Here is a 21927-nt window from a genome sequence, read left to right as displayed (position 1 = left end):
GGTGGGGGAAATCCTTGCGGAGGATAATTCCCTTTATCCTTTCTGCCGTAATTTTTGCGGCTGCCTTCTTCTTATTATTTTGTAAGGAAGAAGGGTTTCACCAACGGCATTGGGCATTCCCCCTCGAATCCCAAGGCTCGCTTACAGTTGATCCGAACCCGGCCTCTTGCGGGAGTTGCCATTTACAACAGTTCGGTTCCTGGAAGTCGACTCTTCACTCCCGGGCCATTGGCCCGGGCTTTCTTTGGCAATTACCTCGGATTGGAAAACATGGATCCGAAAATTGTATGAACTGCCATAGTCCAAACCCAGAAACCAAAAATTTATTACTCACACGTTTAGGTTGGGGAGAAGTCTCCGACTCCGCTTGGAAATCAGGCTCTGAAGAAAATGGAGTCCAATGTGCAAGTTGCCATCTTAGAAAAGGGAAAGTATACGGACCATTTCCAAAGGACGGTAATAAAAATAGAATATTTCAAAATTCGAATATTCCACACGAGGGTTTTATCCCGCAAAAAGAATTCGAAGAATCAGAATTTTGTAAAAATTGCCATCAATCTCCGGAGACTGCAAAACAGGTAAACGGAAAATTTCTGATGGATACATACGGACAATGGAGAAGGTCCGAATTTGCAAAATCAAATGTTCAATGCCAGAACTGTCATATGCCTGATAGAAAACATGAATGGAAAGGTATCTCTGACCCAGAAATGGTAAAACAAGGAGTCCAAACTTCTTTGCAAGTTTTAGCAAAAGAAGAAGGAGCCGAAATTATTTCTGAACTCAAAAACTCTGGAGTAGGACATCTATTCCCAAGTTATTCTGTTCCAAAAGTATACTTAGAAGTTTGGACTGAGTTTGTTACTGGAGAAAGAAAGAAGATCTCGGAAAAAACTTTAGGTTGGATGTTGGACCTGGAATTACAGAAAGAAATCTTTGATACAAGACTTTCTCCTGGAGAATCTGTCCTTCTTCGTGAAAGTTTATCCAAAGAAGAATTTTCAAAACTCAAACGAGTCGAGTTTATAGTAACAGTAGATCCAAAGGAATATTATAAAAGAATGTTCCAAGACAATTGGAATTATAAAGACACTTTCCTAGAGGATACAAAACCTTGGGTTTTGCCTTATCTTAAAGCGGCTCTCGCAGAGGCAAATTCCGCGAAGTATGAGCTGGTCCGTTTAGAATGGAGAAGGTAGGCACAAAAGACACAAAGGGTTTTTAGATTCTGTTGGAGTTCATACATCCTCCGTGGCTTTGTGTCTCTGTGTGAAAACATCCCTGTGTCTCTTTTAAACTCTGTGCCTCTGTGCGAAAAAAACAATTTCCGAATAAGCGGACCTTCTTAATAATTATCCGAGTATGGGATCGCTATTAGAAGAACCGGAATTTCCTAAATTGATAAGCGCTTATAGAGAAGCCATCCAAAGAAGATATTCTAAAAACAATCTTTCAAGGTATCCAAAGTTTGAATCTATTCCAGAGGAAAAGGTAGAACTTCTTGTACATTACTTTCTGGAACTATTATATCCGGAATACGAGGGCAGAAAAAAATTAGACGGTGCATTTGAATCCCTGGCTGGATTTGTTCATTCTCCTCCAAAAGTATTTGGTCTTTTGGGATCATTGAGTATGGCAGTATTCAAACTGGGCCGCCATTTAAGATCAGCATTCCAAGCAGGATTTGCAGCGTTACATTCTTATGTAACTGCTCATAGATTCGAAGAGATCATGTTTTCCAAAGCAAAAGAATTATTAAAAGAAGGGAAGGACCTACAAAACAAATCTATCTTCAATCAAGTGCTTGCTTCCGTTTCTAAAAAAGATGCGGACGAATTCAGAGAAGACATCTTAAAATTATTCACAACACTTTCGGATAAGGAACTTCTTTCTAAGATCAAACAACTCATGGACGCTGTTGTTAAAACAATGAAGTCCAAGCCAAAAACTTATACTCAGGAAGAAGTAGAAGGTATTATGCTCGGTGCAGGTATTCTCACGAAAGGAGAAGAACTGTTTTCTGGAATGACTAGAGAAGAAATGAATTTGATCTTAGAAGCAATTGATCAAGTAGAGAAGGATACGTTTGAAGAAGCGATTGCTTCTGTAGGTAAATAACCCTGCCGACGGTCGGAGTCGAACCGACACGAGGTTGCCCTCGCTGGATTTTGAATCCAGTGCGTCTACCAATTCCACCACATCGGCGGGTTTTATAATTCCGTATTGGATCAGGAATCGAGTTCGATGTATTTGCCCTTACCGCGGGCAACGATTTTACCGATCTCGTTCTCAATTTCGGCTCTGTTTTCGATCACTTTTTTGTTCTTTTTGACGAACCAGCCACGTAAATGCAAAGGTTGATTTACTTGCGCTGGTTGTAAGAAACGGATCGTTAACTCGCCAGTTGTTGTTTTAAAATTCATCGCCTCATTGATTTTGGCCATGATTTCGTCCAAAATAGTAGCGATGATTCCGGGATGGATCACGTCTGGAGACCCTTGGAACTTTTCAGGAACCGTATAGTCACCGTAAGCGGTTTTTGTGTCCTCATCAAAGGTGATCTTTAATTGAAGACCGTCCGGATTGTCAGGACTGGACCCGAAGCTCAGGTTTTCCCGAACCGTTGATTTCATATATGTCAAGTTATTACTTAACATTCATGGTGTCAATCCGAAAAAGCTACTGATTGCTGTTTAAGAACGACGTAATACTCTGTCGAAAATAATAGATAAGAATCTTCTAGATGACTGCACTTCTTTTATTATTAGGACTTCTTTCTGCGGGAGCAGGAGCATACACTTTATTCAGAGATCCGAATAGATCTTCCGGAAGTTCTGCGCCTTCTCCGGGTGGTGGAAGTTCAGGTGGAGGCGGCGGTCCTGGGTCGGGCGGCTCCGGTGGAGGAGGTCCTTCTCCCGCCGACAGAGGAAAATTAGTCAACGTAGGTGACCAAGATTCTGGTCCTTCTTCCTCTTCTTCTCCGCAACAAAGAGGCAGCGGGCAACCTGAAGCCCAGAAGCCAGACCAAGAATGGAGTCCTCCTCCAGCTGGTGGAGAAAAACCTAATTATCCAGGACTAAAGAAGAAGGATAAATTACAACTTCCTCATGCAACCGATGATATCATTCGGAATAACTCTCGGTATGCACATCATAGAAGACCACTTTTACATTCAGAAGCATTAGTAGATAAAGAAAATTTCTTAGGTGCGTTGGAGATCTTAAAGAGGACTAACGCTAGAATTCCTGATTCGGATATTAATGAAAAAATTGATAATAATATCCAAGCAATAGAAGATCATATCAACACTCCTCCAGAGGAAGAGACCTATACTCCTGATGATCCTAATTATTCAGGACCTCCTATTCCGATGGGAGATCTTGTTAAAGCGATCAAGGATATTAGCCAGGCTTTAGGTGGCAGTCTCTCCCAAGGATTTGCAAATCCTATCCAGATCCAGGCTCCTCCAGGAACAGAGGCGCCAAAACTTCCTGCTGAATTACCACCAGGGCCGGTATCTTATCAAATTATTTCTTATGCTCCTTCTTCAGGGCCGATGCCACCGCCACCACCTGGAGCTCCTATTTCTTATTCTGCAGGAGCTCCTTCATCTCCAGGGGGATTTCCTCCTGGTCCAGGAGCTTCTCCTCCAAGTGATGGAGCAGGCCCTGTAGGTCCGCAAGATTTTGCACCTTCGGAACCTTCTCCGAAGCCCAAGGACCCAGAACACCTTGATCCGAATGAGATGGATCTTCCTGAAGATACATTCTTCTCGGATGAATGGGATAAATTTAAAGACCTTCCTCTTGTTGATAGAAGGACAGGAGAAGATCGTCGCTCTCAAGGAGAGAGAAGAGAAGGAGACGGCTCTCGCAAAGATAGAAGGGGAGAAGACGATAGAAGAAAAGAAGATCTTTTCCAAGAGAGAGATGATTATCTAAAGAAGAAGGCGGAAGAAAAACGCCAAGAAAGAGAAGAGCAAGGATTAGAAGAACCTTTACCTCAGGATTGGCCAAGACCTGAATACCCTCTTTCAGATCAGATCCCAGGTTATGCTGCACCTGTTCTTCCTCAATTAGATTTAGTTCCGATCCGTTTACCTGATCCGGAAGATAAAGTTCTCCGAGGTGAACCTGAAGGAACTCCTCAAGCTCCAGCTCCAAGTGGAGAAGCTGCTCCTGCGCCAGGTCCGATTGAATTACCTAAGATCGATCTTCCTGATCCTGTTGATGAAACTAAACACGAAGAATTCACACCTGATATTCCTCCACTTGCAGGACCGGGTGCCGCGCCGGCGCCTGCTGGATCAGCACCTTCTCCTGTTCCAAATGCTGAAGAAGCTCCTGAAATAGAAGTACTGGATGGAGGTCTCGAACCTCTAGACCAAGATAGGCCGGAAAGCCAGAGCGGAGGCGGGGACGACGAGCCTAAAATGATCCATGGTATTCTGGAGTTAAAACCTCCGGAAGTGGATGATGCTCCCTTCTTAACCTTGACCTATGATTTTGGAAAGATACCCCACTCATTCAAACTTTCTAAGAATTACAGTATTATGGAATACTCATATTATAAGTATAAACCAATGCTGATCAAGGCACAGGAATTTGCCCGCCGCAAAATGTTGAAGAATGCTTTGAACTATTATCGCGTGATCAAATCGCAAAATATTCCTCCTGAACTCAGAAAGATGATCAATCGGAACATCAAGGATATCACTGAGTTTATGGAGAAATACTTAATGGCCAAAGGCTGAAAATTTGGCAGAGAAGTTTCTCTGGAAAAAAATTCTCTTATTTCCTAAAAAAGAAAAACTGCTTTCCATCCTGGCTGTCTAAATTTAGAATGATTCTAAATAGGAGAGAGCAAAATGCCTCAAGTTACTTCACTCGCACCGGACTTTAAAGCAGAAGCCGTTATTGGCCAGCAAATCAAGGAAATCAAACTTTCCGACTATAAAGGAAAGTGGGTTGTTCTATTCTTCTGGCCCCTCGACTTCACTTTCGTTTGTCCTACTGAAATCATCGAGTATGATGCAAAACTAGACGACTTCAAAAAAATCGGAGCGGAAGTTCTGGGAGTTTCCGTAGACAGCGCTTTTACTCACCTTGCATGGAAGAACACTCCTCGTAAACAAGGCGGATTAGGAGATATCAAGTATCCTCTAGTTGCTGACATAACAAAGTCAATCGCAAGAGATTACGGAGTTCTTTTAGAAGGCGGAATGGCTTTGAGAGGAACCTTCATCATCGATCCAGCTGGAGTAATCCGTCAGTCTACCATCAACGATCTTCCTGTAGGAAGAAACATTGATGAAGCAATCCGTTTGGTAAAAGCTTTCCAATACGTTGAAAAACACGGCGAAGTTTGCCCTGCAAACTGGGACGAAGGAAAGAAAACAATGAAAGCGGATCCAGAAAAATCCAAAGAATACTTCTCTGCGGTAAACTAATCCATTCTTACGGAAATCCGGTCTTAGGGCCGGATTCTCCTTTCTAATTTCTCCTGGTCACCTACCGGTACCCCTAAAATCTTGTTATATGGCCCTGATTCGGGCAAAACTCGCACTTAAGACTTCGGAAAGTATTGCATCTTTTCTTTTAAAAGTCTAAGATATGGGAGAAGAATATTATGGCACAAGCACTTGAGATCATTTCCGACGAAGATAGATATTATCGTGCGGATAATTTTCCCAAAGGACTTACACGCAAAGTAGTAGAGTCCATCTCCCACATTAAAAATGAGCCAGCTTGGCTGACTGAATTCCGTCTAGAGGCATTTAAAGTTTATGAAAGTAAACCTATGCCTAGTTGGGGATTTTTTCCTAACTTCAACGTGGATATAGACGAGTATGTGCATTATATAGGCGCGAATCATAAAAAGAAAAAATCCTGGGACGAAGTAGATCCTGAAGTATTAAAAAGTTTTGAAAGACTTGGGATCCCTGAACACGAAAGAAAATACCTGGCTGGGATCGAAGCTATGGAAGATTCTGAAACTGTTTACGCTAACGTTAAAAAAGAACTTACTGATCTAGGAATTATTTTCTGTGATATCGATACTGCGATCCGTGAATATCCAGATATCGTTCGCAAATATATCGGATCTGTTGTTTCTATCGGGGACAATAAATTTTCCGCATTAAACTCTGCAGTATTTTCGGGAGGATCTTTCGCTTACGTTCCGAAAGGTGTTAAAACTCCTATGCCTTTGCAGGCTTATTTTAAAGTAAGCGCTGCTTCTTCTGGCCAATATGAAAGAACTCTTTTGATCGCAGAAGATGGAGCAGAGTTAGAATATTCGGAAGGATGTTCTTCTGTGCAAGACAAGGGCACAAATTTCCATACTGCAGTGGTGGAGCTGATCGCTCATAAGAATTCTAAAATATTCTACACTACTATCCAGAACTGGAAAAAGAATATGTATAACTGGACCGTCAAACGTGGTCTTTGTCATGAAGCCGCTCATATCACTTGGACAGATGTGAATATTGGCGCTAACACTATCAAGTATCCTGGTATCGTTTTACAAGGTGATAATTCTACAGGTGATATTCTATCCTTGGCTTTTGCTGGCTCTAGTCAGATCCAAGATACAGGTGCAAGGATCATCCATGTAGGTAAAAACACTCGTAGTAATATTCTTGCAAAAGGTGTTTCTTTAGATGGTGGGATCAACTCTTATAGAGGTTTGGTAAAATTCACCACAGGTTCTTCTAACGCATATAGCCATGTAAAATGTGATGGTCTTATGATGGATGATCGTTCTCAGTCACATGCTTATCCTTATAATGATGTGAGTGGGCAGAATGGAACCTTGAACTACGAGGCGACTGTTTCTCGTATAGATGAGGAGCAATTATTCTATCTTCAATCCAGAGGACTTTCAGAGGACGATGCAAAACTTCTGATCATAAATGGTTTCTGTGAGGGTGTGACTAAACACTTAAACGTGGAATATTCTGTGGAGATGACTAGACTGATCAGAATGATCTTGGAAGACGGGAAAGTTATTTCCGAACATTCGGATTCTGCTGTTTCCTAACCGGAAAAAAGCTGGTATTCCTTTTAAAATCCGGTCATACAAATCATATGCAGAAAGTATTGGGTATTTTCCTGGTCGTTGGTTTGATTCTGGCTGGATTTCAGATCTTTTCTCCAGAGACTGTTTCTTCTGAAGAACCTGAAAAAACAAGTTCTACTGTAAAACCAGAAGAACAGGAAGTAAAAACTGAAACTCCTAATGCGGTGTTTTTTTGGATCACAGCTACTATCAGTTCTTTTCTGGACCAATTGGAGAAGGAATCAGCAAGTCGTAATTCTCCTACTGAAACTCTTACTGACCAAGAATTGAAGGAATTATTCCAACAAGGTTTAGATTCTTATAATGCTGCTGAGTATGATAATGCAATTTCCCAATATGATCGTTATCTTGCAGTGAATCCTAAAAATTCTTCCGCATTTTATAATCGGGCTTTGAGCAAATATTATCTGAATAGATACGCTGAGTCAGAGACGGATTTTGATTCTGCATATTCTCTGGACGAAACCAATTTAGATGCATTATTTTACAGAGGATTGAGCCGTTTTGGTTTGGAAAGAAAGGAAGAAGGTTTAGAAGATATGAACCTCGCCATAGATTCTGGCCTGAACAAATCTTATGCATTTGCAGAAAGAGCGATCCAGTTGAGTATATTAGGAAAACCGAAAGAAGGTCTGGTGGACGCTAAAAAATCCGTGGATTTGGCTCCTAAATATATGAGAGCTGTTTTTGCTTTAGCTTTTGCAAATTACGCATCTGGAAGATACAAAGAGAGCGTGGCTTCTTATTCTAAGGTTTTGGAAACTCTGCCAGAAGATTCAGTTTCTTATTTTAATCGTGGTTTGGGATATGCCGCTCTGAAAAGAAAGGCCGAGTCCTGCAAGGATTACAAAAAGGCCTGGGATCTAGGGTATGCGGATGCAGAAAAAGAATATAAGGATTCCTGCAAGTGAACGAAACCATTCCGAATACTGAGATCCAGGAGAATGGGGATGGAAAAATCCCTGTTAAGGGTCATACCTTGGAAGAACTTACTCAGATCATTTCGGAACTGGGTGAAAAACCTTTTAGAGCTAAACAAATTTATAATGGATTATACGCGAATCGTTACGAGTCCTGGGAAGAATTTTCCACGATCGGTAAGGATTTAAAGGAAAAATTAAAAGAGAAGTTTAGCTTATCCTCTATCAGTGTTGCTAAACATTTAAAATCAGTGGATGGAACTCAAAAATTCACATTCGAATCTGTTCCTGGAAGTGGGAAAGAATTCGAATCAGTATGGATCCCATCCGGCGACGGTGGAAGAAAGACGATCTGTATTTCTTCTCAAATAGGTTGTACCTTAAATTGTAAATTCTGTGCCACTGCTAAACTTCCTTATATGGGAAATTTAAAAGCGGGAGAGATCATAGACCAGATCCTTCAGGTAGAAAAGATCGTAGGCGACAGGGCAACGAACATAGTGTTCATGGGAATGGGCGAGCCTATGCATAATTACTTTAATGTAATGCGTGCAGCAAAACTTCTTCATGATGGGGAAGCCTTGGGAATGGGCGCCAAAAGAATTACTATCTCCACTTCTGGGGTAGTGAATGGTATTCGCAGATTTATAGAAAATAAAGAACCTTATAATCTTGCGATCTCTCTCAATCATCCTGATCCGAATGGAAGAAAAGAGATCATGGATATAGAAGAGAAGTTTGCACTTCCTGAACTTATAGATGCTGCCCTAGAGTATACCAAAGTTCTAAAGCGTAGGATCACATTCGAATATGTGATGATCCCTGGTGTGAACATGAGTGCCGAAGACGCTAAAAAATTAGTGAAGATCGCAAGAAGACTGGATTGTAAAATAAACGTAATCCCTTTGAACACTGAGTTCTTCGGCTGGAGAAGACCCACCGATCAGGAGATAGATGAGTTTTTACGCCATTTAGAACCTGCTGGAGTTCCTATCTTGAACAGAAGATCCCCTGGAAAAGACATCAACGGGGCATGCGGAATGCTCGCCGCAAAAAGTTGACCTTAGATCCGTATCGAATAACCTAGCTGGAATGAGGCTGTCCCTTTTTTCGACCTTATTCTTATTTTCTTTTATTACGATCGGGATCACCGATTGTAAAGATCCCTACCAGCAAAAATGCCAAGAGATCTGCGGATTTTTCACCTCTTGTGTGGAGAAACAATTCCAATCCAAGGGACCTATGGAAGCATCTCAGAAAAGTTTCATGCAGATTGAATGTGAATCCGGATGTTTAAGAGAACAAGGATACGCAATGCCTTGTTACGAGTCCGAAAAAACATGTACCGGATTTACCAGATGCCTCATGGAATCCGGACTCATGGATTGATCCTTCGTTTTTCTATTAAGTTTGGAGTATTATAAAAATATGAATTTCGTTCAAGATAGGAAAAACATTCCATTTTTGAAATGGTCTACTCTGTTTCTTTTAGTAGTAGCTGTTCTGCCATTATTTCTGACGTTTCCTTTAGATGTAATTGATATAGATTCTTCCCAATATGCTGAGATCGGAAGAGAAATGACGGATAGCGGAAATTGGTTTTTTATCAGAGACAATGGAAGAAGATACCTGGATAAACCGATCCTCACTTTCTGGAAGATCAGTTCTTCTTTTACGATTTTCGGCCAGAATAATTACGCATTCCGTTTGCCTGCAATCCTGATGACACTTCTATCTCTTTGGGGAGTGTTTACTATCACCAAATTATATTCAGGAAATGTAAAACGTGCCTGGATCTCTGTATTTTTATACGCTTTGTCTCCTGGATTATATGCGATGGTGGTGGATCCTAAAATAGATGTATATGTAACTCCTTATATCATTTTAGTATTCGCATTTTATTATTTGGGAACTAAAAAAAATCCCGCCTATTATTACGCGATGTACCTCGCTATGGGGCTTGGCTTTGTAACTAAAGGGCCGATCGCGGTTGTAATCCCTGGTATTGGAATTGGCGGAGATATTCTTTTTAGAAGGGATTGGAAAAGGCTTTTAGGAATGAAACTTTTTCCAGGAGGAATTTTAGCATTACTTCCTCCATTCTTATGGTCCATTCCTTTGTATTTAGAATTTAATACTTACGGGCCTTATTTCTTTCTTTGGGTCCAATCTTTTGGTCGTTTTTACATCAAGATGTACGACCAAAAATTCAATCCTCTATTTTTCTACTCGAACTTCTCTTGGGCATTTGGAATATTCATATTGCCTTTCCTTGCTTGGATAGGATCCAATTTGGTTGGATTTATAAAAGAGAAGGGTAAAAGTTTATTTTCGAATATTCGAAAAAATGAATGGAAAGACGGGGATTTTGTACCTGCTTTCTGGTTATTTTTATTTTTATTCCTGATCAGTTTTTCCAAATACCAATTGCCTCAGTATATTTACTGGTGCTTACCTGCGGGAGCAGTTGTGGGCTCAGGATTTTTACTAAAGCTTATTGAAAGTCCAGAAGGATCTCTTTCTTTTATAGGTAGAATTTTAGTTTATCTGACTAGTTTGGGATTCGTATTTGCTGCGATCTTATTTCCGATCCTGGTTATGGATGTTCCAGTTTCCTATTATGTTTGGGTGGCGATTTATTTAGGAATTGCAGCGATCGTTCTGTTGTATTTCAAAATAGACGCGGTACTTGGGACCTTGGTTGTATCTGTCTCCTTCTTCTTTACTTTGGTAAGTTTGTATGCTTATCCATTGCTAGTTTCTTACCAACCATCCAAAGAAGTAGGGGAGATTATCCAAGAAGCAGAACCTGGAAAAGAAAAGTTTTTGATGTTCGGTGTTCCTGCTTCTAAAAGATCTTATGCGTTTTATTCTAAACGTATCACTAGAACTTTATTCGATCCTGAAGTCCTCTTTGAGGCTTTACAGAAGGATGGAGAAAGAATGATACTTATCTCTGAAAAATATCTGCCTCATTTTGATGAGTTCACTGCGAATCGAGTGGATTTGGACATTTTCGCGGAGTATCAGAGTTATAAGGTGGCCACTCCTGAGTTTGGTTTTTTCTTAAAATCTAAAAGAGATTCTTTAACTACCAAGGTGTATTTAGGAAAGATCAGATTTAAACCTGGAAAAGAAATTTCAGGAAAATAACCTGCTGATTTTTTTAAAAAATATTAAAAAAGTTTAAGGGAAATTTTGTAAACCCACCGAATTCTTAAGTAGGCTTTGTTATGAGCCTGGTTTGGTTTTGGTCCCAGGGTCCTCCTGGGGCTACTTTTCCCTTTTCTTCTAAATTTCTGGACGATTCTTCGCTTATACTTTAGAAATGGCGAATGTTTGTTTCTCGCACATTTCTATTCCTTTGTTCGGTCTTATTCTTATTTCAATGCGTAACATCTCCTATAAAAAACACTCCTCTTAAAGAAGAGAATCATATCCTTTCTTGGGATAAGAGAGAAACAGAGGCGATTAAAATTCTCACAGATCTGATCCGGATCAAATCTGTTCGAGGAAACGAAAAACAAGTCGCAGAATATATTAGATCCATTTTCGAAAGAGAAGGTATTAAGACTAAACTTATCTCCGAGCCAGGATTTCCAGATAGAGTGAATCTGATTGCTGAGCTTGAGCCGAGTGTTCCTAGTTCCGAAAAAGGTTTAATTCTAGGGAATCATTTGGATGTAGTAGAAGCGGACCCTAAAGAATGGGTGGAAGATCCTTTTGCGGGGAATATCAAAGAAGGTAGGATCCACGGACGAGGAGCCTTGGATTGTAAGGGTCTCATTGCAATGCAGATCGTTTCCTTTTTGGAGCTCAAAAGATCTGTGGTCCCACTTAAAAGAAAAATAATGTTCTTAAGTATGGCGGATGAAGAATCCGGAAGTGAAAGGGGAGCCAGATTTTTACTAAAATCTCATCCGGAATTGTTCAAAGGTTATGGATATATGTTGAACGAAGGAAGTTTTGGTACCAAGGATGTTGCCATTCCTGGAAGTACCATCTTCAATATACAATATTCAGAAAAAGGAAATCTTTGGTTGAATGTAAGAGCCAAAGGAGACCAAGGGCACGGTAGTACTCCTAGCCAAAATTATCCTAGTCTCAGGCTTTTAAAATTTTTAACAGAAGTTTTGGAATACGATACGGATATTCGTATCTCTGAGGAAACCCAAGGATTTTTTTATCAATTAGGGAATATTAGTTCCTTTCCTAAATCATTTATATTAAAAAATTCAAATATTCCGGTTTTAAGAAGATTATTATACGGTCCAATTCGAGGCAGTAGACAATTGAGTGCCATTACTAAAAATACAAAGGCAGTTTCAGGTCTAAAAACGGAAGAGGGTAAGGGTCATAATGTACTTTCTTCCTTGGCAGAAGCGAAACTAGATGTGAGACTTCTTCCTGGATTCGATCCTTTAGAATATTTGAAAGAGATCCAAAAGATCGCAGAAAAATATGAAGTGGAAGTGGAACCGGCATCTACAGTTAGTTCTGATAAATCTAAATTGGATTCTATTCTTTTCCAAACGATTGCTGCTGTCGCGACTCATAAAATTCCTGGGAGTGTTGCTGCTCCTTTTATTTCTCCAGGTAAAACGGATAATGCATATTTTCGTCAGATTGGTATGGAATGTTACGGGTTAATTCCAGTTCTTCTGAATGAAAAAGAACTTACTATGCTTCATGCTAAAAATGAAAGTATTAGTTTGGAGAATTTAAAATTGGGAACACAGATTATATTCGAGATTCTATACCAAATGAACTGAGGTCTTTTTGCTTGTCAAAGAACAAGGACCGAGTCCTTATGTTCGAAAAACAAGAATTGGATCTACCTTGGTTCGCTATATTATTCCCTATATCTTTTTATACTTATTTTATCTACCGTTTAGAATTCTTCCTTATCGAGCCTGTTTAGTTTACGGAAGATTTTTGGTACGTCTTCTTTATCCAATCGCTAAAAAACATCGTAAGATCGCTTACGATAATATTTCATATGCGTTTCCTGATTATTCGGAAGAAAAGAAGAAGGAACTCGTATGGAAAAGTTTTCTTCATATAGGTGATCTTCTCGCAGGTACCTTATTTGCTCCTCGTTTAAGTCGTAAATGGATGGATAAGTATCTTGTTTATGATGCAGAGTCTTTGGCTATCGAACAAAAAACGATCCAAGATGGAGTAGGAGTTGTTCTGATCTCGGGGCATTTTGGTACCTGGGAAATTCTTGTACAATTCATGGGAATCAGAATGAAGGGAGGAGGGATCTATAAAAAAGTCCGAAACCCTTATGTGAATAGACTCATTCATAAATTAAGAAGTAAGAATGGGATCAAATTAGTTTCCACAGAAGAATCTAGCCAAGTTACTAAAATGTTAAAACAAGGATATTGGGTAGGATTTGGTTCTGACCAGAATGCAGGTAAGGTCGGGATCTTTGTGGACTTCTTCAATCGAAAAGCTTCTACATACCAAGGTCCTGCGTTGATGGCGTATCTGACTGGCGCAAAAATGTTATTATATTCAGTTTTATGCGGAGAAGGTGGAAAGGTTATGGTCCGAGTCAAGGACCTTGGCTTTGTAGATAAGTCTGCGTTCTCTGATAGAGAAGCTGCAATCCGCCATTACACTGAAGTTTGGACTAAAGCATTAGAAGAAGAAGTGAAGTTGTATCCTGAACAATATTTTTGGGTACATAGAAGATGGAGAACCAAACCGGGGGATTTTCCGGGTCAAATTTAGTCATGGTTCCTGCGATCCCGATTATCTCATTTACGATCTGCGTTTTTTCAGCATTTCTGATCTTTACCAAAAGACCTAGATATTCTTTTGATTCTATTTATTCTGTATTCATAATCTTTCTTTCGGCTCCTCATCTTGGACATTTGCTTGTCCATAGATTTGACTGGGGCCCTGAATTTTTAGATTTTTCTATCCTCTTTCCTTATACCTATGGTCCATTATTATTACTTTATATTCAAAATCTAACAACAGAAGGCAGAAGTTTCATAAAAACGGACCTTCTTCATTTTGTTCCTTTTTTAATCTTACAATGTATACTTTTAGCCAGATTATTCTTCTTTCAACCTCCGGAAGAAGAGTTTTATCCTCATGATTGGCATAGACCAAGTAGAGGATTTCATCCTAATGGCGGGCTGCTCGTCACTTCTATGCTTGTGTATTCTGTTTGGGTATTTCTACTTTTAAACAGACATAGGAAAAATATGGTAAATCATTTTTCTAATATAGACAGTATTAAGGATTTACGATGGATGTATTGGAGTCTCATACTATTTGTAATATCCACAGGAGTTCATTTTTTATTAGAAGGTTTACTGTTAACGGATCTTCCTCCTGAGGCTTACGAACCTAGGTTAATCAGAGGAGCCGCAGTTCTGGTATTTTCTGTGTTCTTTTGTTGGTTTGGTGTTAGGCAAACTGTAGTTTATACTCATAGAGAGTTGCATGCATTTAAGGAAAAAACTTCAAAAGAAGTAGAGGATATAGAAGAAGATCGTAAAAAATATGAAAAGTCTGGACTGAGAGAAGATATGATCCCTGAATATCTTTCTAAGATCCGAAATTATATGGAATCTGAAAAACCATATAAAGATTCAGAGTTTTCTATCGATCTACTTTCCGAAAATACGGATATTCCTAGGTTCTATATAACACAAATATTAAGCGAAACGTTGGAAACAAATTTCTATAATTTTGTAAATGAGTATAGGATCAAAGATATCATCTCTGCTTTGGAAAATATTTCAGAAGAACGTGCTAATTTTTTGAGATTAGCCCTTGAGTATGGGTTCAATTCCAAATCAACTTTTAATACTTCCTTTAAAAAAGTCACAGGAAAGACACCAACCCAGTATCTGGAAGAAATTTCCAAAGTAGGTTCTGCCTAAATTCTTAAAAATATGGTTCGAGCCGATTGGGGCGGTCGAATTCATCCAAAAGATTTCGTAAATTATTCTAAACTAATAAGTTTGGAGTAATTATGCTTCGTTTACGATCTATTCTATTGATTGCTGTTACGGCTTTTGTTTGGAACTGCGATAGCTCCGGAGGAACTGATCTTTCTTCCGCTGCGGTTTTATTATCCGCTTCTCAATGTACGCCTACATCTACCACTACAATGCCTACAACTCTTACGGACAATTCTTCCTGTCCTGGGGCAGTGAATGATGCAACGGATGATCTGGGTTTTGGAGGTCCTACCTGCGTTACTAGTATCGCTGCGGAGGCGCCATGCTGGATGAAAACCAATTTTCATTGTGTTACAGTGACGGTCTCTGGTTCCAATTATGTGATCACAACCAACGATAAACCTCCACATAAAAGTTCTTATTATTCAGTGGCTTCTGGCTATAACGAGGCGATAGACAGTGCGGGCGGCTTCCATACGAATCCAAATACCATTATTTCTCAGAATATTACTATGACGATCCCGACTACCCCAACTGTCACTGATTGTACTCAGTCCAATGCAGGAACTGATTCTGTTGGAATTACAACATTGGGAGTCGTAATCTTCAATAACCAGGCAGCTCCTGGAGATTCTTTTGCAACTGAATATTACACAATGGATCCTTCTCAAGGCCACCCACAGAATACTGGAAAATATCATTATCATACGGAACCCTATAAAATCACAAATGATGATGATAATTTGGTAGGCATCATGCTGGATGGTTTCCCAATTTATGGAAAGAAAAACCAATCTGGTTCTTATCCTACATTGGATTCTACCACTCATACAACTTCTTGTACTACTACCGAATTTGTAGATGCAACATACTGCTATCACGTAGAGAACAATACAGGTTTGAACGGATATATTATTGGAAGTTACTTCAAGGGAACTCCAGGTTCCGTAGACTAATCAGAGGTCAGATTGAAGTTCTATTTACTCTCGATTTGTTTTCTTCTAATCGCTTGCGATCCTGCCCGGGTCGCAAGCACTGATCCTTCTATCACTCGAAATGGAAGGATTGTTTTTTATAGAGGAGAAAAGTTTTACGGACTTTTGGAATCAAAAGCAGAAGAATTGAGAATCGTCCGTGTGACTTCCTATAAGAATGGTTTGCCGGATGGGATTGAAAAAGATGTACATTCTAACGGCCAAGTTTTAGCAGAAAGAGAATTTTCTGCAGGGAAAAAGATCGGAACTCATCTTGGCTGGTTCCCTGATGGTAAAAAACGTTTTCATAATGAATACTCAGAAGGTCAGTTTCACGGTCCTCAATGGGAATGGAGAAACTCAGGTTCATTATATTCATATGCCAAATTCGATCATGGAAAAGTGATCGGGAAAAAGATGTGGAGAGAGAACGGACAGATCTACATGAACTTTGTGATCTACCAGGGAAGAGCTTACGGAATGACTGGCGGAAAATTATGCAGCCAAATCCGAGGAAATGAAGATGGAAATACGATCTTATTCTAAAATTTTATTCTGCAGCTTAGTTATCATTTCTCTTTTCGCTGCTTGTGCTAAAGATCCAAAAGAAGAATATTCAGAAGAGATTACGGACTTCTCCATTCCTCAAAAGGACAAACTTCCTCTGTATTTTGGAAAAGATCTACAGCCCGTCTGGGAAAATAAAGAAACTTCTAAGCCAAGAGAGATTTCCAAATTTATAATGAAGGATCAGGAGAATCAAAATGTCTCCGAAGGTTCCTGTAAGGGAAAAATTACTGTGGTTTCCTTCTTCTTTACTAAATGTGCAGGGATCTGTCCCACAATCACAAACAATTTAAGTTTGGTACAGAAGGAATTCGAATCAGATTCAACTATTCAAATTTTGTCCTTTTCCGCTACGCCTGATCTGGATTCTCCTCATGTCCTAAAAGAATACGGAACTAAACGAAAGATCCGCTACGAAAAATGGAAACTTCTGACTGGAAACCAAAAAGAAATTTATGCTTTGGCAAGAGATTCATTTAATGCGGACACAGCCATCCCAAAAGAGGACGCTAAGAAGAAGTTAACAGAAAATGATTTTCTTCACTCGGACCATGTATATCTTTTAGATCCTCAGCTTAGATTGCGTGGAATTTATAACGGAAAGATGAAGTCTTCTATACAAGAATTGAATTCAGATATAGAAGTTTTGAAAAGGGAACTTTGATTCTGCTACTGAGAAGGTTTTGAGATCCCTATCTATCCAGCAACAGTTCCGCACTCACTGGGCAATGATCGGAAAGACCTTTTTCTGCGCTTGGATTCCCATCGAAATTACCATCATCAGATTCAAACTTGGTTTGGACAAAACTTCCTTGCTGCCAATCCATATTCGTGATCAGATAATCTATAAAACCATCAGTATGTTGCCAGCAGTCTGATCTTTGTTTATAATTCGCTACCTTAAGTTTTAGATTTCTCTGCAGGATTTTCAAAAGATCTACTCTTCTTTCCAAAACCTCATTAAAATCTCCTAATAGAACAAATTTACCTAAAGAGGGTAGGATATCCTTAAGTGCAAGTATCTGCTCCTTTCTTTCCTTCTTATCTTTTGGAGAATGGCCCGCTTTTAAATGAACTACTACAACCGAAATTTTTTTGCCATCGATCGTGAATTCTGCGAGTAACCCTTTTCTGAGGCCTGGACGAATAGAAAGTTGTTCCAATTCACTAATAACCGGTTTGCCCAGTTCCTTCTTCCAACAAAGCCCTAATTCTTGAGAGTAACCTGGAGTAACTGTAGCTGTGCATTCATATTCATTTATTGTAATATGATGAAGTGCGGTTTCATTTTCTATTTCTTGGAATCCAATTATGTCTGGATGATTTGAGAGAATTATCTTTTTGATCTTATTAAAATCTTCTTCTGTTCTATGTTTTCTATCTTTAGGGAATTTATGTGAGTCTCCTATCTCATCATATAAAAAGTATGAATTGAAGCTTGTTACTTTAAGTTTTTTTGTCTGGCCTTTCGCGATAGTGGAGATTGTTATTAGGAAAGCGAAGGGAATTCCCAGAAATAAGATCAGTGCGCGGTGCATCATTCTTTCCAAATTAGATTTTTGAATTCATATTTTAATGATATGAGAAAGTAAAAGCCAGGAATTTTATTATCGTTAAGAACGATCGTTCTGATCATATCTATCATAAACTTAGTTTTGTATTCGAGATCTTTTATCTTCTAAAATAGACCTTATTAAGTAAAAATAGTATCCATTTAATTGATACTAAGTCTCATATAAAAATGCAAGAAATCGCCAAACCAATCGCGTTTTTACGCGTTTACTTGCAATTTTAACCGAAGCCAAAATCCTTGTTCCCAAACCTTATTTTGGAACCCACGGGACTTCTCACGAATGAATAAGAAAGCTTTGAAACTTTCGGTTCCGCTTATTGCTATTGCAGCAGTGGCTTACCTGATTTTTTCTCCCTCCAAATATGTAGGCTACTCTCCGGATCAGCCTATACCTTTTAACCACAAGATTCACGCAGGTGATAATAAGATAGATTGTCGTTATTGTCACACTGGTGTAGAAACAAGCGCGCACGCAACGGTTCCTAATACTTCAACTTGTATGAACTGTCACTCGCTTGTTGCAAAGAACAGCCCAGATATAAAATTTTTGAGCGAAAGTTACACGAACAAGAAACCGATCGAGTGGGTGAAAATCCATGACCTTCCGGATCATGTTCAGTTCAATCACTCTCGCCATATCTCAAGAGGCGTGGATTGTTCGCAATGCCACGGCAATGTAGCTGAAATGGTCAAGGTCAAGCAGGTAGCATCCCTTAACATGGGATACTGTATCAACTGCCACCGGGAGAATAACGCTCCTACCGACTGTTCCACCTGTCACAGATAATCAGGAGATAGCATAACAGATGGATAAAAAGAATTTCCAGAAAGAAAAGAAAGCTCACTGGCTCTCCCTCGAACTGAAAGATAACGAAAAAGAAACGAAGGATCTAGCGCGCTCTGAATTTTTCACTTCTCCGGATCCAGTCATCGCAAGGATTAAGTCAGGGGAATTTGATCGTAAGACCTTCCTTAAATTGATGGGTGCGGGAGTCGCAATGACTTCCTTAAATTGTGTACGCAAGCCTGTCGAAAAAATCGTTCCTTATGTGGATCTGAAAACTGACGAAGGTACTTTCGATTTCGTAAAACACGGACAAGCATACTACTACGCTACCGCATTCAACGGAACCGGTTACTTAGTAAGATCTAAAGATGGCCGTCCTCTAAAATTAGAAGGAAACGAAGATCACCCTGTATCTCAAGGTGCTCTTGGCGCTTCCGGACAAGCTGCTATTTTTGATCTATATGATCCAGATAGAGCACAAGGTCCTGCGGCAGTTTCCGGCGGAAAAGTGGAGAATATCCAATGGGCCGCTTTGGATTCCAAAGTTCAGGAAGCTCTTTCTAAGAACAAAGGTAACACTGTAATTGTAACAAGACCTCTTGATTCTCCTTCCACCAAGGCGATCATCGCTGACTTCTTAAAAGCAGTAGGTGGGGGACAACATTTAGAGATATCTATCACTTCTCCAGAAGATGCGATCTCCAAAGCTCAGGCTGCTTCTTATGGAAAGGCACTTGTTCCTAACTATAATTTCGAATTGGCGAACACTATTCTGTCCATCGATTGCGATTTTATGGGTGGATGGTTGTCTCCTGAAGAACACCAAAAGGATTTTGCTAAACGCAGAAACCTAAGAGATGGAGCAAAAGATCTTAATTACTTCATCGCTGCTGAATCCATTCCTACTATGTCTGGATCTAACGCAGATCTTAGACTTCCTATTCGTCCTGGCGACCAGACCAAACTGGCTCTTGCAATTGCTGCAGGTCTTGGCGAATTAGGGGCAAACACCAAAGATGTTACCGGAGCTTCTACTGTAGAAAGCCTCGCGGGAGATCTTGGAGTTAGTGCAGAAGGTATCCGTAAAACAGCAAAAGCTCTTTGGGCAAACAAAGGTAGATCTCTCGTTGTTGCGGGTGGTCTTTCTGCTTCTACCAAAGAAGCTGTTGATCTTCAGATCATTGTGAACTTCTTAAACTCTACCTTAGACAACGACGGTAAGACTGTTGATTACGCTTCTCCTAAAAAAGAAGGTTTAGCTGATTATTCAGGTAATTTAAACAAACTTACTGAAGCATTAAAACAAACTAAAGTAGGAGTTCTATTCCTCTACGATACTAACTTGGTTTACCAAGCTGGTGATTCTTGGAAGGACCTTCTTCATAGAGCTGCATTGACTGTAAGTCTTGCAGACAGAGCAGATGAGACTGCACTTGCTTCTAACTATCTGGCTTCCACTACTCATTTCTTAGAGTCTTGGGGAGATTCAGAAGGAACTAAGGGAATATTCTCTATCCAACAACCTGCGATCCGTCCTTTATTCAACACTCGTTCTTTCGAGGACAGTTTGATCGCTTTCGCAGGTGGATCTCTTGGTGGAGAAAAATCATTTTACGAATTCGTAAAGAACTCTTGGACCAAAAAACTTGGTTCCAAACAAAAATGGGAAGATCTTCTCAGAGTTGGAACTACTGTAAAAGCTAAGGACCGCAGAAAAACTGCAAGTGCTACTCGCGGCTTCAACAAAGCAGCCCTGAAAAAGCCTGCAGGTTATCCAGCTGGAATCCGTTTAGCTCTTTATGAGACAAGCTCCATCGGAGATGGTAGAGCAGCCAATAACTCTCTATTACAAGAACTTCCGGATCCTGTTACCAAGGTTACTTGGGACAACTACGTTGTTATTTCTCCTGCGTTAGCAAAAGAGAAAGGGATCCAATCCAACGATGTAGTTTCCGTTAAAACTACCAAAGGTTCTATCGAACTTCCTGCTCAGGTTCAACCTGGAGTGCATAAGGATACGATCGGGATTGCGGTTGGTTACGGTAGAACTGCAGCTGGTAAAGTAGGTAACGAAGTAGGTAAGAACGCATACGTTCTGGCAGAAGACGGAGTGTTCTCCGGAATTTCTGTAATATCTCTAGAGAAGACTGGAAAAACCTACAAGCTTGCTTGTACCCAGCATCACCACGTTTTATCTCCAGGTTTCGGATACGAAGATCGTCCTTTGGTTCAATCTACTTCTTTGGAAGAATGGAAAAAGAATCCAGCTTCCGGAGTTAAAGAATCCGAAATTCCTAAAATCAAAAAAGACGGTAAGATGGTCTACGCGACCGGAGCAAATCCGGTGCATGAATACCCTGGTTATAAATGGGGTATGGCTATCGATTTGACTGCTTGTACCGGTTGCGGTTCTTGCGTCATCGCTTGCCAAGTAGAGAACAATATTCCGGTAGTAGGAAGAGACGAAGTTAGAGTGGGTCGCGAGATGCATTGGCTTCGTATTGACCGTTACTATATCGGTGATCCTGAAAAACCGGAAGATCTACAGATCGCTCACCAACCTATGATGTGCCAACAGTGCGATAACGCTCCTTGTGAGACTGTTTGTCCAGTTATGGCAACTGTTCATAGTTCTGAAGGGATCAACGACATGGTTTATAACCGTTGCGTTGGAACTCGTTACTGCTCTAACAACTGTCCTTACAAAGTTCGCCGTTATAACTGGGCTCAACACTGGTATAACGATACCGGAGCCGAAAAAGGATCCAGAACTCCGAGATATCTCGGACTCAATCCTGAAGTTACGGTTCGTGGTAGAGGGGTTATGGAAAAATGTAACTTCTGCGCTCACAAAATCGCAGAGGCTAAAATCCATGCCAAGAACGAAGGCAGAACTCTTAAAGACGGAGAAGTTCGTTGTGCTTGCGAGCAAAGCTGTGCAGCAGATGCGATCAGCTTCGGTAATACCAACGATAAAACTTCTAAGGTTTCCAAACTCAGTGCGGATCCTAGATCTTTCCGAGTTCTCGAGTATTTAAATGTCGGTCCCCAGGTCGCATATCTGACCAGGGTAAGAGCTTAATCCGGAGTAATTAAA

19 protein-coding genes and 1 tRNA gene are annotated in these 21927 nt (G+C 40.1%); 17 read left to right on the top strand and 3 right to left on the bottom strand.

Annotation, left to right across the window (positions count from 1 at the left end; all coding sequences use genetic code 11):
• Positions 1–14 precede the first annotated feature (14 nt).
• Positions 15–1199, top strand: coding sequence for a multiheme c-type cytochrome (locus CH362_RS17835; protein WP_100711664.1), 1185 nt, complete (start codon positions 15–17; stop codon positions 1197–1199).
• A gap of 163 nt (positions 1200–1362) precedes the next feature.
• Positions 1363–2118, top strand: coding sequence for a hypothetical protein (locus tag CH362_RS17830; protein ID WP_100711663.1), 756 nt, complete (start codon positions 1363–1365; stop codon positions 2116–2118).
• Between the two features lie 3 nt (positions 2119–2121).
• Here the strand turns inward: CH362_RS17830 and CH362_RS17825 are convergent.
• Together CH362_RS17825 and CH362_RS17820 are read right to left on the bottom strand one after the other, a co-directional pair.
• Positions 2122–2205, bottom strand: a tRNA-Leu gene (locus tag CH362_RS17825).
• Positions 2206–2228: 23 nt separating this feature from the next.
• Positions 2229–2633: a PaaI family thioesterase gene (locus tag CH362_RS17820; RefSeq protein ID WP_008595600.1), complete on the bottom strand. Its 405-nt coding sequence runs from the start codon at positions 2631–2633 to the stop codon at positions 2229–2231.
• A gap of 110 nt (positions 2634–2743) precedes the next feature.
• Here CH362_RS17820 and CH362_RS17815 point away from each other — a divergent pair, with 110 nt between their 5' ends.
• The 13 genes from CH362_RS17815 (at position 2744) to CH362_RS17755 (ending at position 17134) form a co-directional block, all read left to right on the top strand.
• The gene (locus CH362_RS17815) at positions 2744–4753 is read left to right on the top strand and encodes a hypothetical protein (protein WP_100711662.1); all 2010 of its coding nucleotides are present in this window, start codon (positions 2744–2746) and stop codon (positions 4751–4753) included.
• Between the two features lie 114 nt (positions 4754–4867).
• Positions 4868–5449 (top strand): peroxiredoxin, encoded by a 582-nt coding sequence (locus CH362_RS17810; RefSeq protein WP_100711661.1) that lies wholly within the window; start codon positions 4868–4870, stop codon positions 5447–5449.
• A gap of 179 nt (positions 5450–5628) precedes the next feature.
• Positions 5629–7041: a Fe-S cluster assembly protein SufB gene (gene sufB, locus CH362_RS17805; RefSeq protein WP_100711660.1), complete on the top strand. Its 1413-nt coding sequence runs from the start codon at positions 5629–5631 to the stop codon at positions 7039–7041.
• A gap of 47 nt (positions 7042–7088) precedes the next feature.
• Positions 7089–7991, top strand: coding sequence for a tetratricopeptide repeat protein (locus CH362_RS17800; RefSeq protein ID WP_100711659.1), 903 nt, complete (start codon positions 7089–7091; stop codon positions 7989–7991).
• Between the two features lie 8 nt (positions 7992–7999).
• Complete coding sequence (gene rlmN / locus CH362_RS17795; RefSeq protein ID WP_208859614.1) at positions 8000–9061, top strand: dual-specificity RNA methyltransferase RlmN; 1062 nt, start codon at positions 8000–8002, stop codon at positions 9059–9061.
• 31 nt (positions 9062–9092) lie between these two features.
• Positions 9093–9389, top strand: a complete 297-nt coding sequence (locus CH362_RS17790) for a Cys-rich protein (RefSeq protein ID WP_100711657.1) — start codon at positions 9093–9095, stop codon at positions 9387–9389.
• Positions 9390–9428: 39 nt separating this feature from the next.
• On the top strand, positions 9429–11153 hold the full coding sequence (locus CH362_RS17785) for an ArnT family glycosyltransferase (protein WP_100711656.1): 1725 nt from the start codon (positions 9429–9431) through the stop codon (positions 11151–11153).
• Between the two features lie 182 nt (positions 11154–11335).
• Complete coding sequence (locus CH362_RS17780; protein ID WP_100711655.1) at positions 11336–12772, top strand: M20/M25/M40 family metallo-hydrolase; 1437 nt, start codon at positions 11336–11338, stop codon at positions 12770–12772.
• A gap of 67 nt (positions 12773–12839) precedes the next feature.
• The gene (locus tag CH362_RS17775) at positions 12840–13742 is read left to right on the top strand and encodes a lysophospholipid acyltransferase family protein (RefSeq protein ID WP_100711672.1); all 903 of its coding nucleotides are present in this window, start codon (positions 12840–12842) and stop codon (positions 13740–13742) included.
• A complete protein-coding gene (locus CH362_RS17770) occupies positions 13703–14908 on the top strand; it encodes a helix-turn-helix domain-containing protein (RefSeq protein WP_244280638.1) in 1206 nt (401 codons plus the stop codon). The genes CH362_RS17775 and CH362_RS17770 overlap by 40 nt, the downstream gene beginning before the upstream one ends.
• A gap of 92 nt (positions 14909–15000) precedes the next feature.
• Entirely contained in the window at positions 15001–15885 is an 885-nt protein-coding gene (locus tag CH362_RS17765; RefSeq protein ID WP_100711653.1) for a YHYH protein, read from the top strand.
• A gap of 12 nt (positions 15886–15897) precedes the next feature.
• Entirely contained in the window at positions 15898–16449 is a 552-nt protein-coding gene (locus CH362_RS17760) for a toxin-antitoxin system YwqK family antitoxin (RefSeq protein ID WP_100711652.1), read from the top strand.
• Positions 16427–17134 carry an SCO family protein gene (locus CH362_RS17755; RefSeq protein WP_100711671.1) on the top strand — a complete coding sequence of 236 codons (708 nt, stop codon included), beginning with the start codon at positions 16427–16429 and terminating at the stop codon, positions 17132–17134. Before CH362_RS17760 ends, CH362_RS17755 begins: the two co-directional genes overlap by 23 nt.
• Positions 17135–17162: 28 nt before the next feature.
• Here CH362_RS17755 and CH362_RS17750 read toward each other — a convergent pair whose 3' ends face one another.
• On the bottom strand, positions 17163–18011 hold the full coding sequence (locus tag CH362_RS17750; protein ID WP_244280637.1) for an endonuclease/exonuclease/phosphatase family protein: 849 nt from the start codon (positions 18009–18011) through the stop codon (positions 17163–17165).
• 312 nt (positions 18012–18323) lie between these two features.
• On the opposite strand from CH362_RS17750, the gene CH362_RS17745 reads away from it, so the two are divergent.
• Positions 18324–18830 carry a cytochrome c3 family protein gene (locus CH362_RS17745; RefSeq protein WP_086448446.1) on the top strand — a complete coding sequence of 169 codons (507 nt, stop codon included), beginning with the start codon at positions 18324–18326 and terminating at the stop codon, positions 18828–18830.
• Between the two features lie 19 nt (positions 18831–18849).
• Positions 18850–21912 (top strand): TAT-variant-translocated molybdopterin oxidoreductase, encoded by a 3063-nt coding sequence (locus CH362_RS17740; protein WP_100711650.1) that lies wholly within the window; start codon positions 18850–18852, stop codon positions 21910–21912.
• Positions 21913–21927 lie beyond the last annotated feature (15 nt).

Source organism: Leptospira saintgironsiae (assembly GCF_002811765.1).
GTDB classification, from domain to species: domain Bacteria; phylum Spirochaetota; class Leptospiria; order Leptospirales; family Leptospiraceae; genus Leptospira_B; species Leptospira_B saintgironsiae.
The sequence above is the reverse complement of the archived record's forward strand: the minus strand, read 5'-3'. Positions and strand labels throughout refer to the sequence as shown.

Bases quoted from the DNA above. Each gene is read 5' to 3' on its own strand.
- CH362_RS17830 (WP_100711663.1), top strand. From the start codon at position 1,363: ATGGGATCGCTATTAGAAGAACCGGAATTTCCTAAATTGATAAGCGCT.
- CH362_RS17820 (WP_008595600.1), bottom strand. From the start codon at position 2,633: ATGAAATCAACGGTTCGGGAAAACCTGAGCTTCGGGTCCAGTCCTGAC.
- CH362_RS17815 (WP_100711662.1), top strand. From the start codon at position 2,744: ATGACTGCACTTCTTTTATTATTAGGACTTCTTTCTGCGGGAGCAGGA.
- CH362_RS17810 (WP_100711661.1), top strand. From the start codon at position 4,868: ATGCCTCAAGTTACTTCACTCGCACCGGACTTTAAAGCAGAAGCCGTT.
- sufB (WP_100711660.1), top strand. From the start codon at position 5,629: ATGGCACAAGCACTTGAGATCATTTCCGACGAAGATAGATATTATCGT.
- CH362_RS17800 (WP_100711659.1), top strand. From the start codon at position 7,089: ATGCAGAAAGTATTGGGTATTTTCCTGGTCGTTGGTTTGATTCTGGCT.
- CH362_RS17790 (WP_100711657.1), top strand. From the start codon at position 9,093: ATGAGGCTGTCCCTTTTTTCGACCTTATTCTTATTTTCTTTTATTACG.
- CH362_RS17785 (WP_100711656.1), top strand. From the start codon at position 9,429: ATGAATTTCGTTCAAGATAGGAAAAACATTCCATTTTTGAAATGGTCT.
- CH362_RS17780 (WP_100711655.1), top strand. From the start codon at position 11,336: ATGTTTGTTTCTCGCACATTTCTATTCCTTTGTTCGGTCTTATTCTTA.
- CH362_RS17770 (WP_244280638.1), top strand. From the start codon at position 13,703: ATGGAGAACCAAACCGGGGGATTTTCCGGGTCAAATTTAGTCATGGTT.
- CH362_RS17765 (WP_100711653.1), top strand. From the start codon at position 15,001: ATGCTTCGTTTACGATCTATTCTATTGATTGCTGTTACGGCTTTTGTT.
- CH362_RS17755 (WP_100711671.1), top strand. From the start codon at position 16,427: ATGGAAATACGATCTTATTCTAAAATTTTATTCTGCAGCTTAGTTATC.
- CH362_RS17750 (WP_244280637.1), bottom strand. From the start codon at position 18,011: ATGATGCACCGCGCACTGATCTTATTTCTGGGAATTCCCTTCGCTTTC.
- CH362_RS17745 (WP_086448446.1), top strand. From the start codon at position 18,324: ATGAATAAGAAAGCTTTGAAACTTTCGGTTCCGCTTATTGCTATTGCA.
- CH362_RS17740 (WP_100711650.1), top strand. From the start codon at position 18,850: ATGGATAAAAAGAATTTCCAGAAAGAAAAGAAAGCTCACTGGCTCTCC.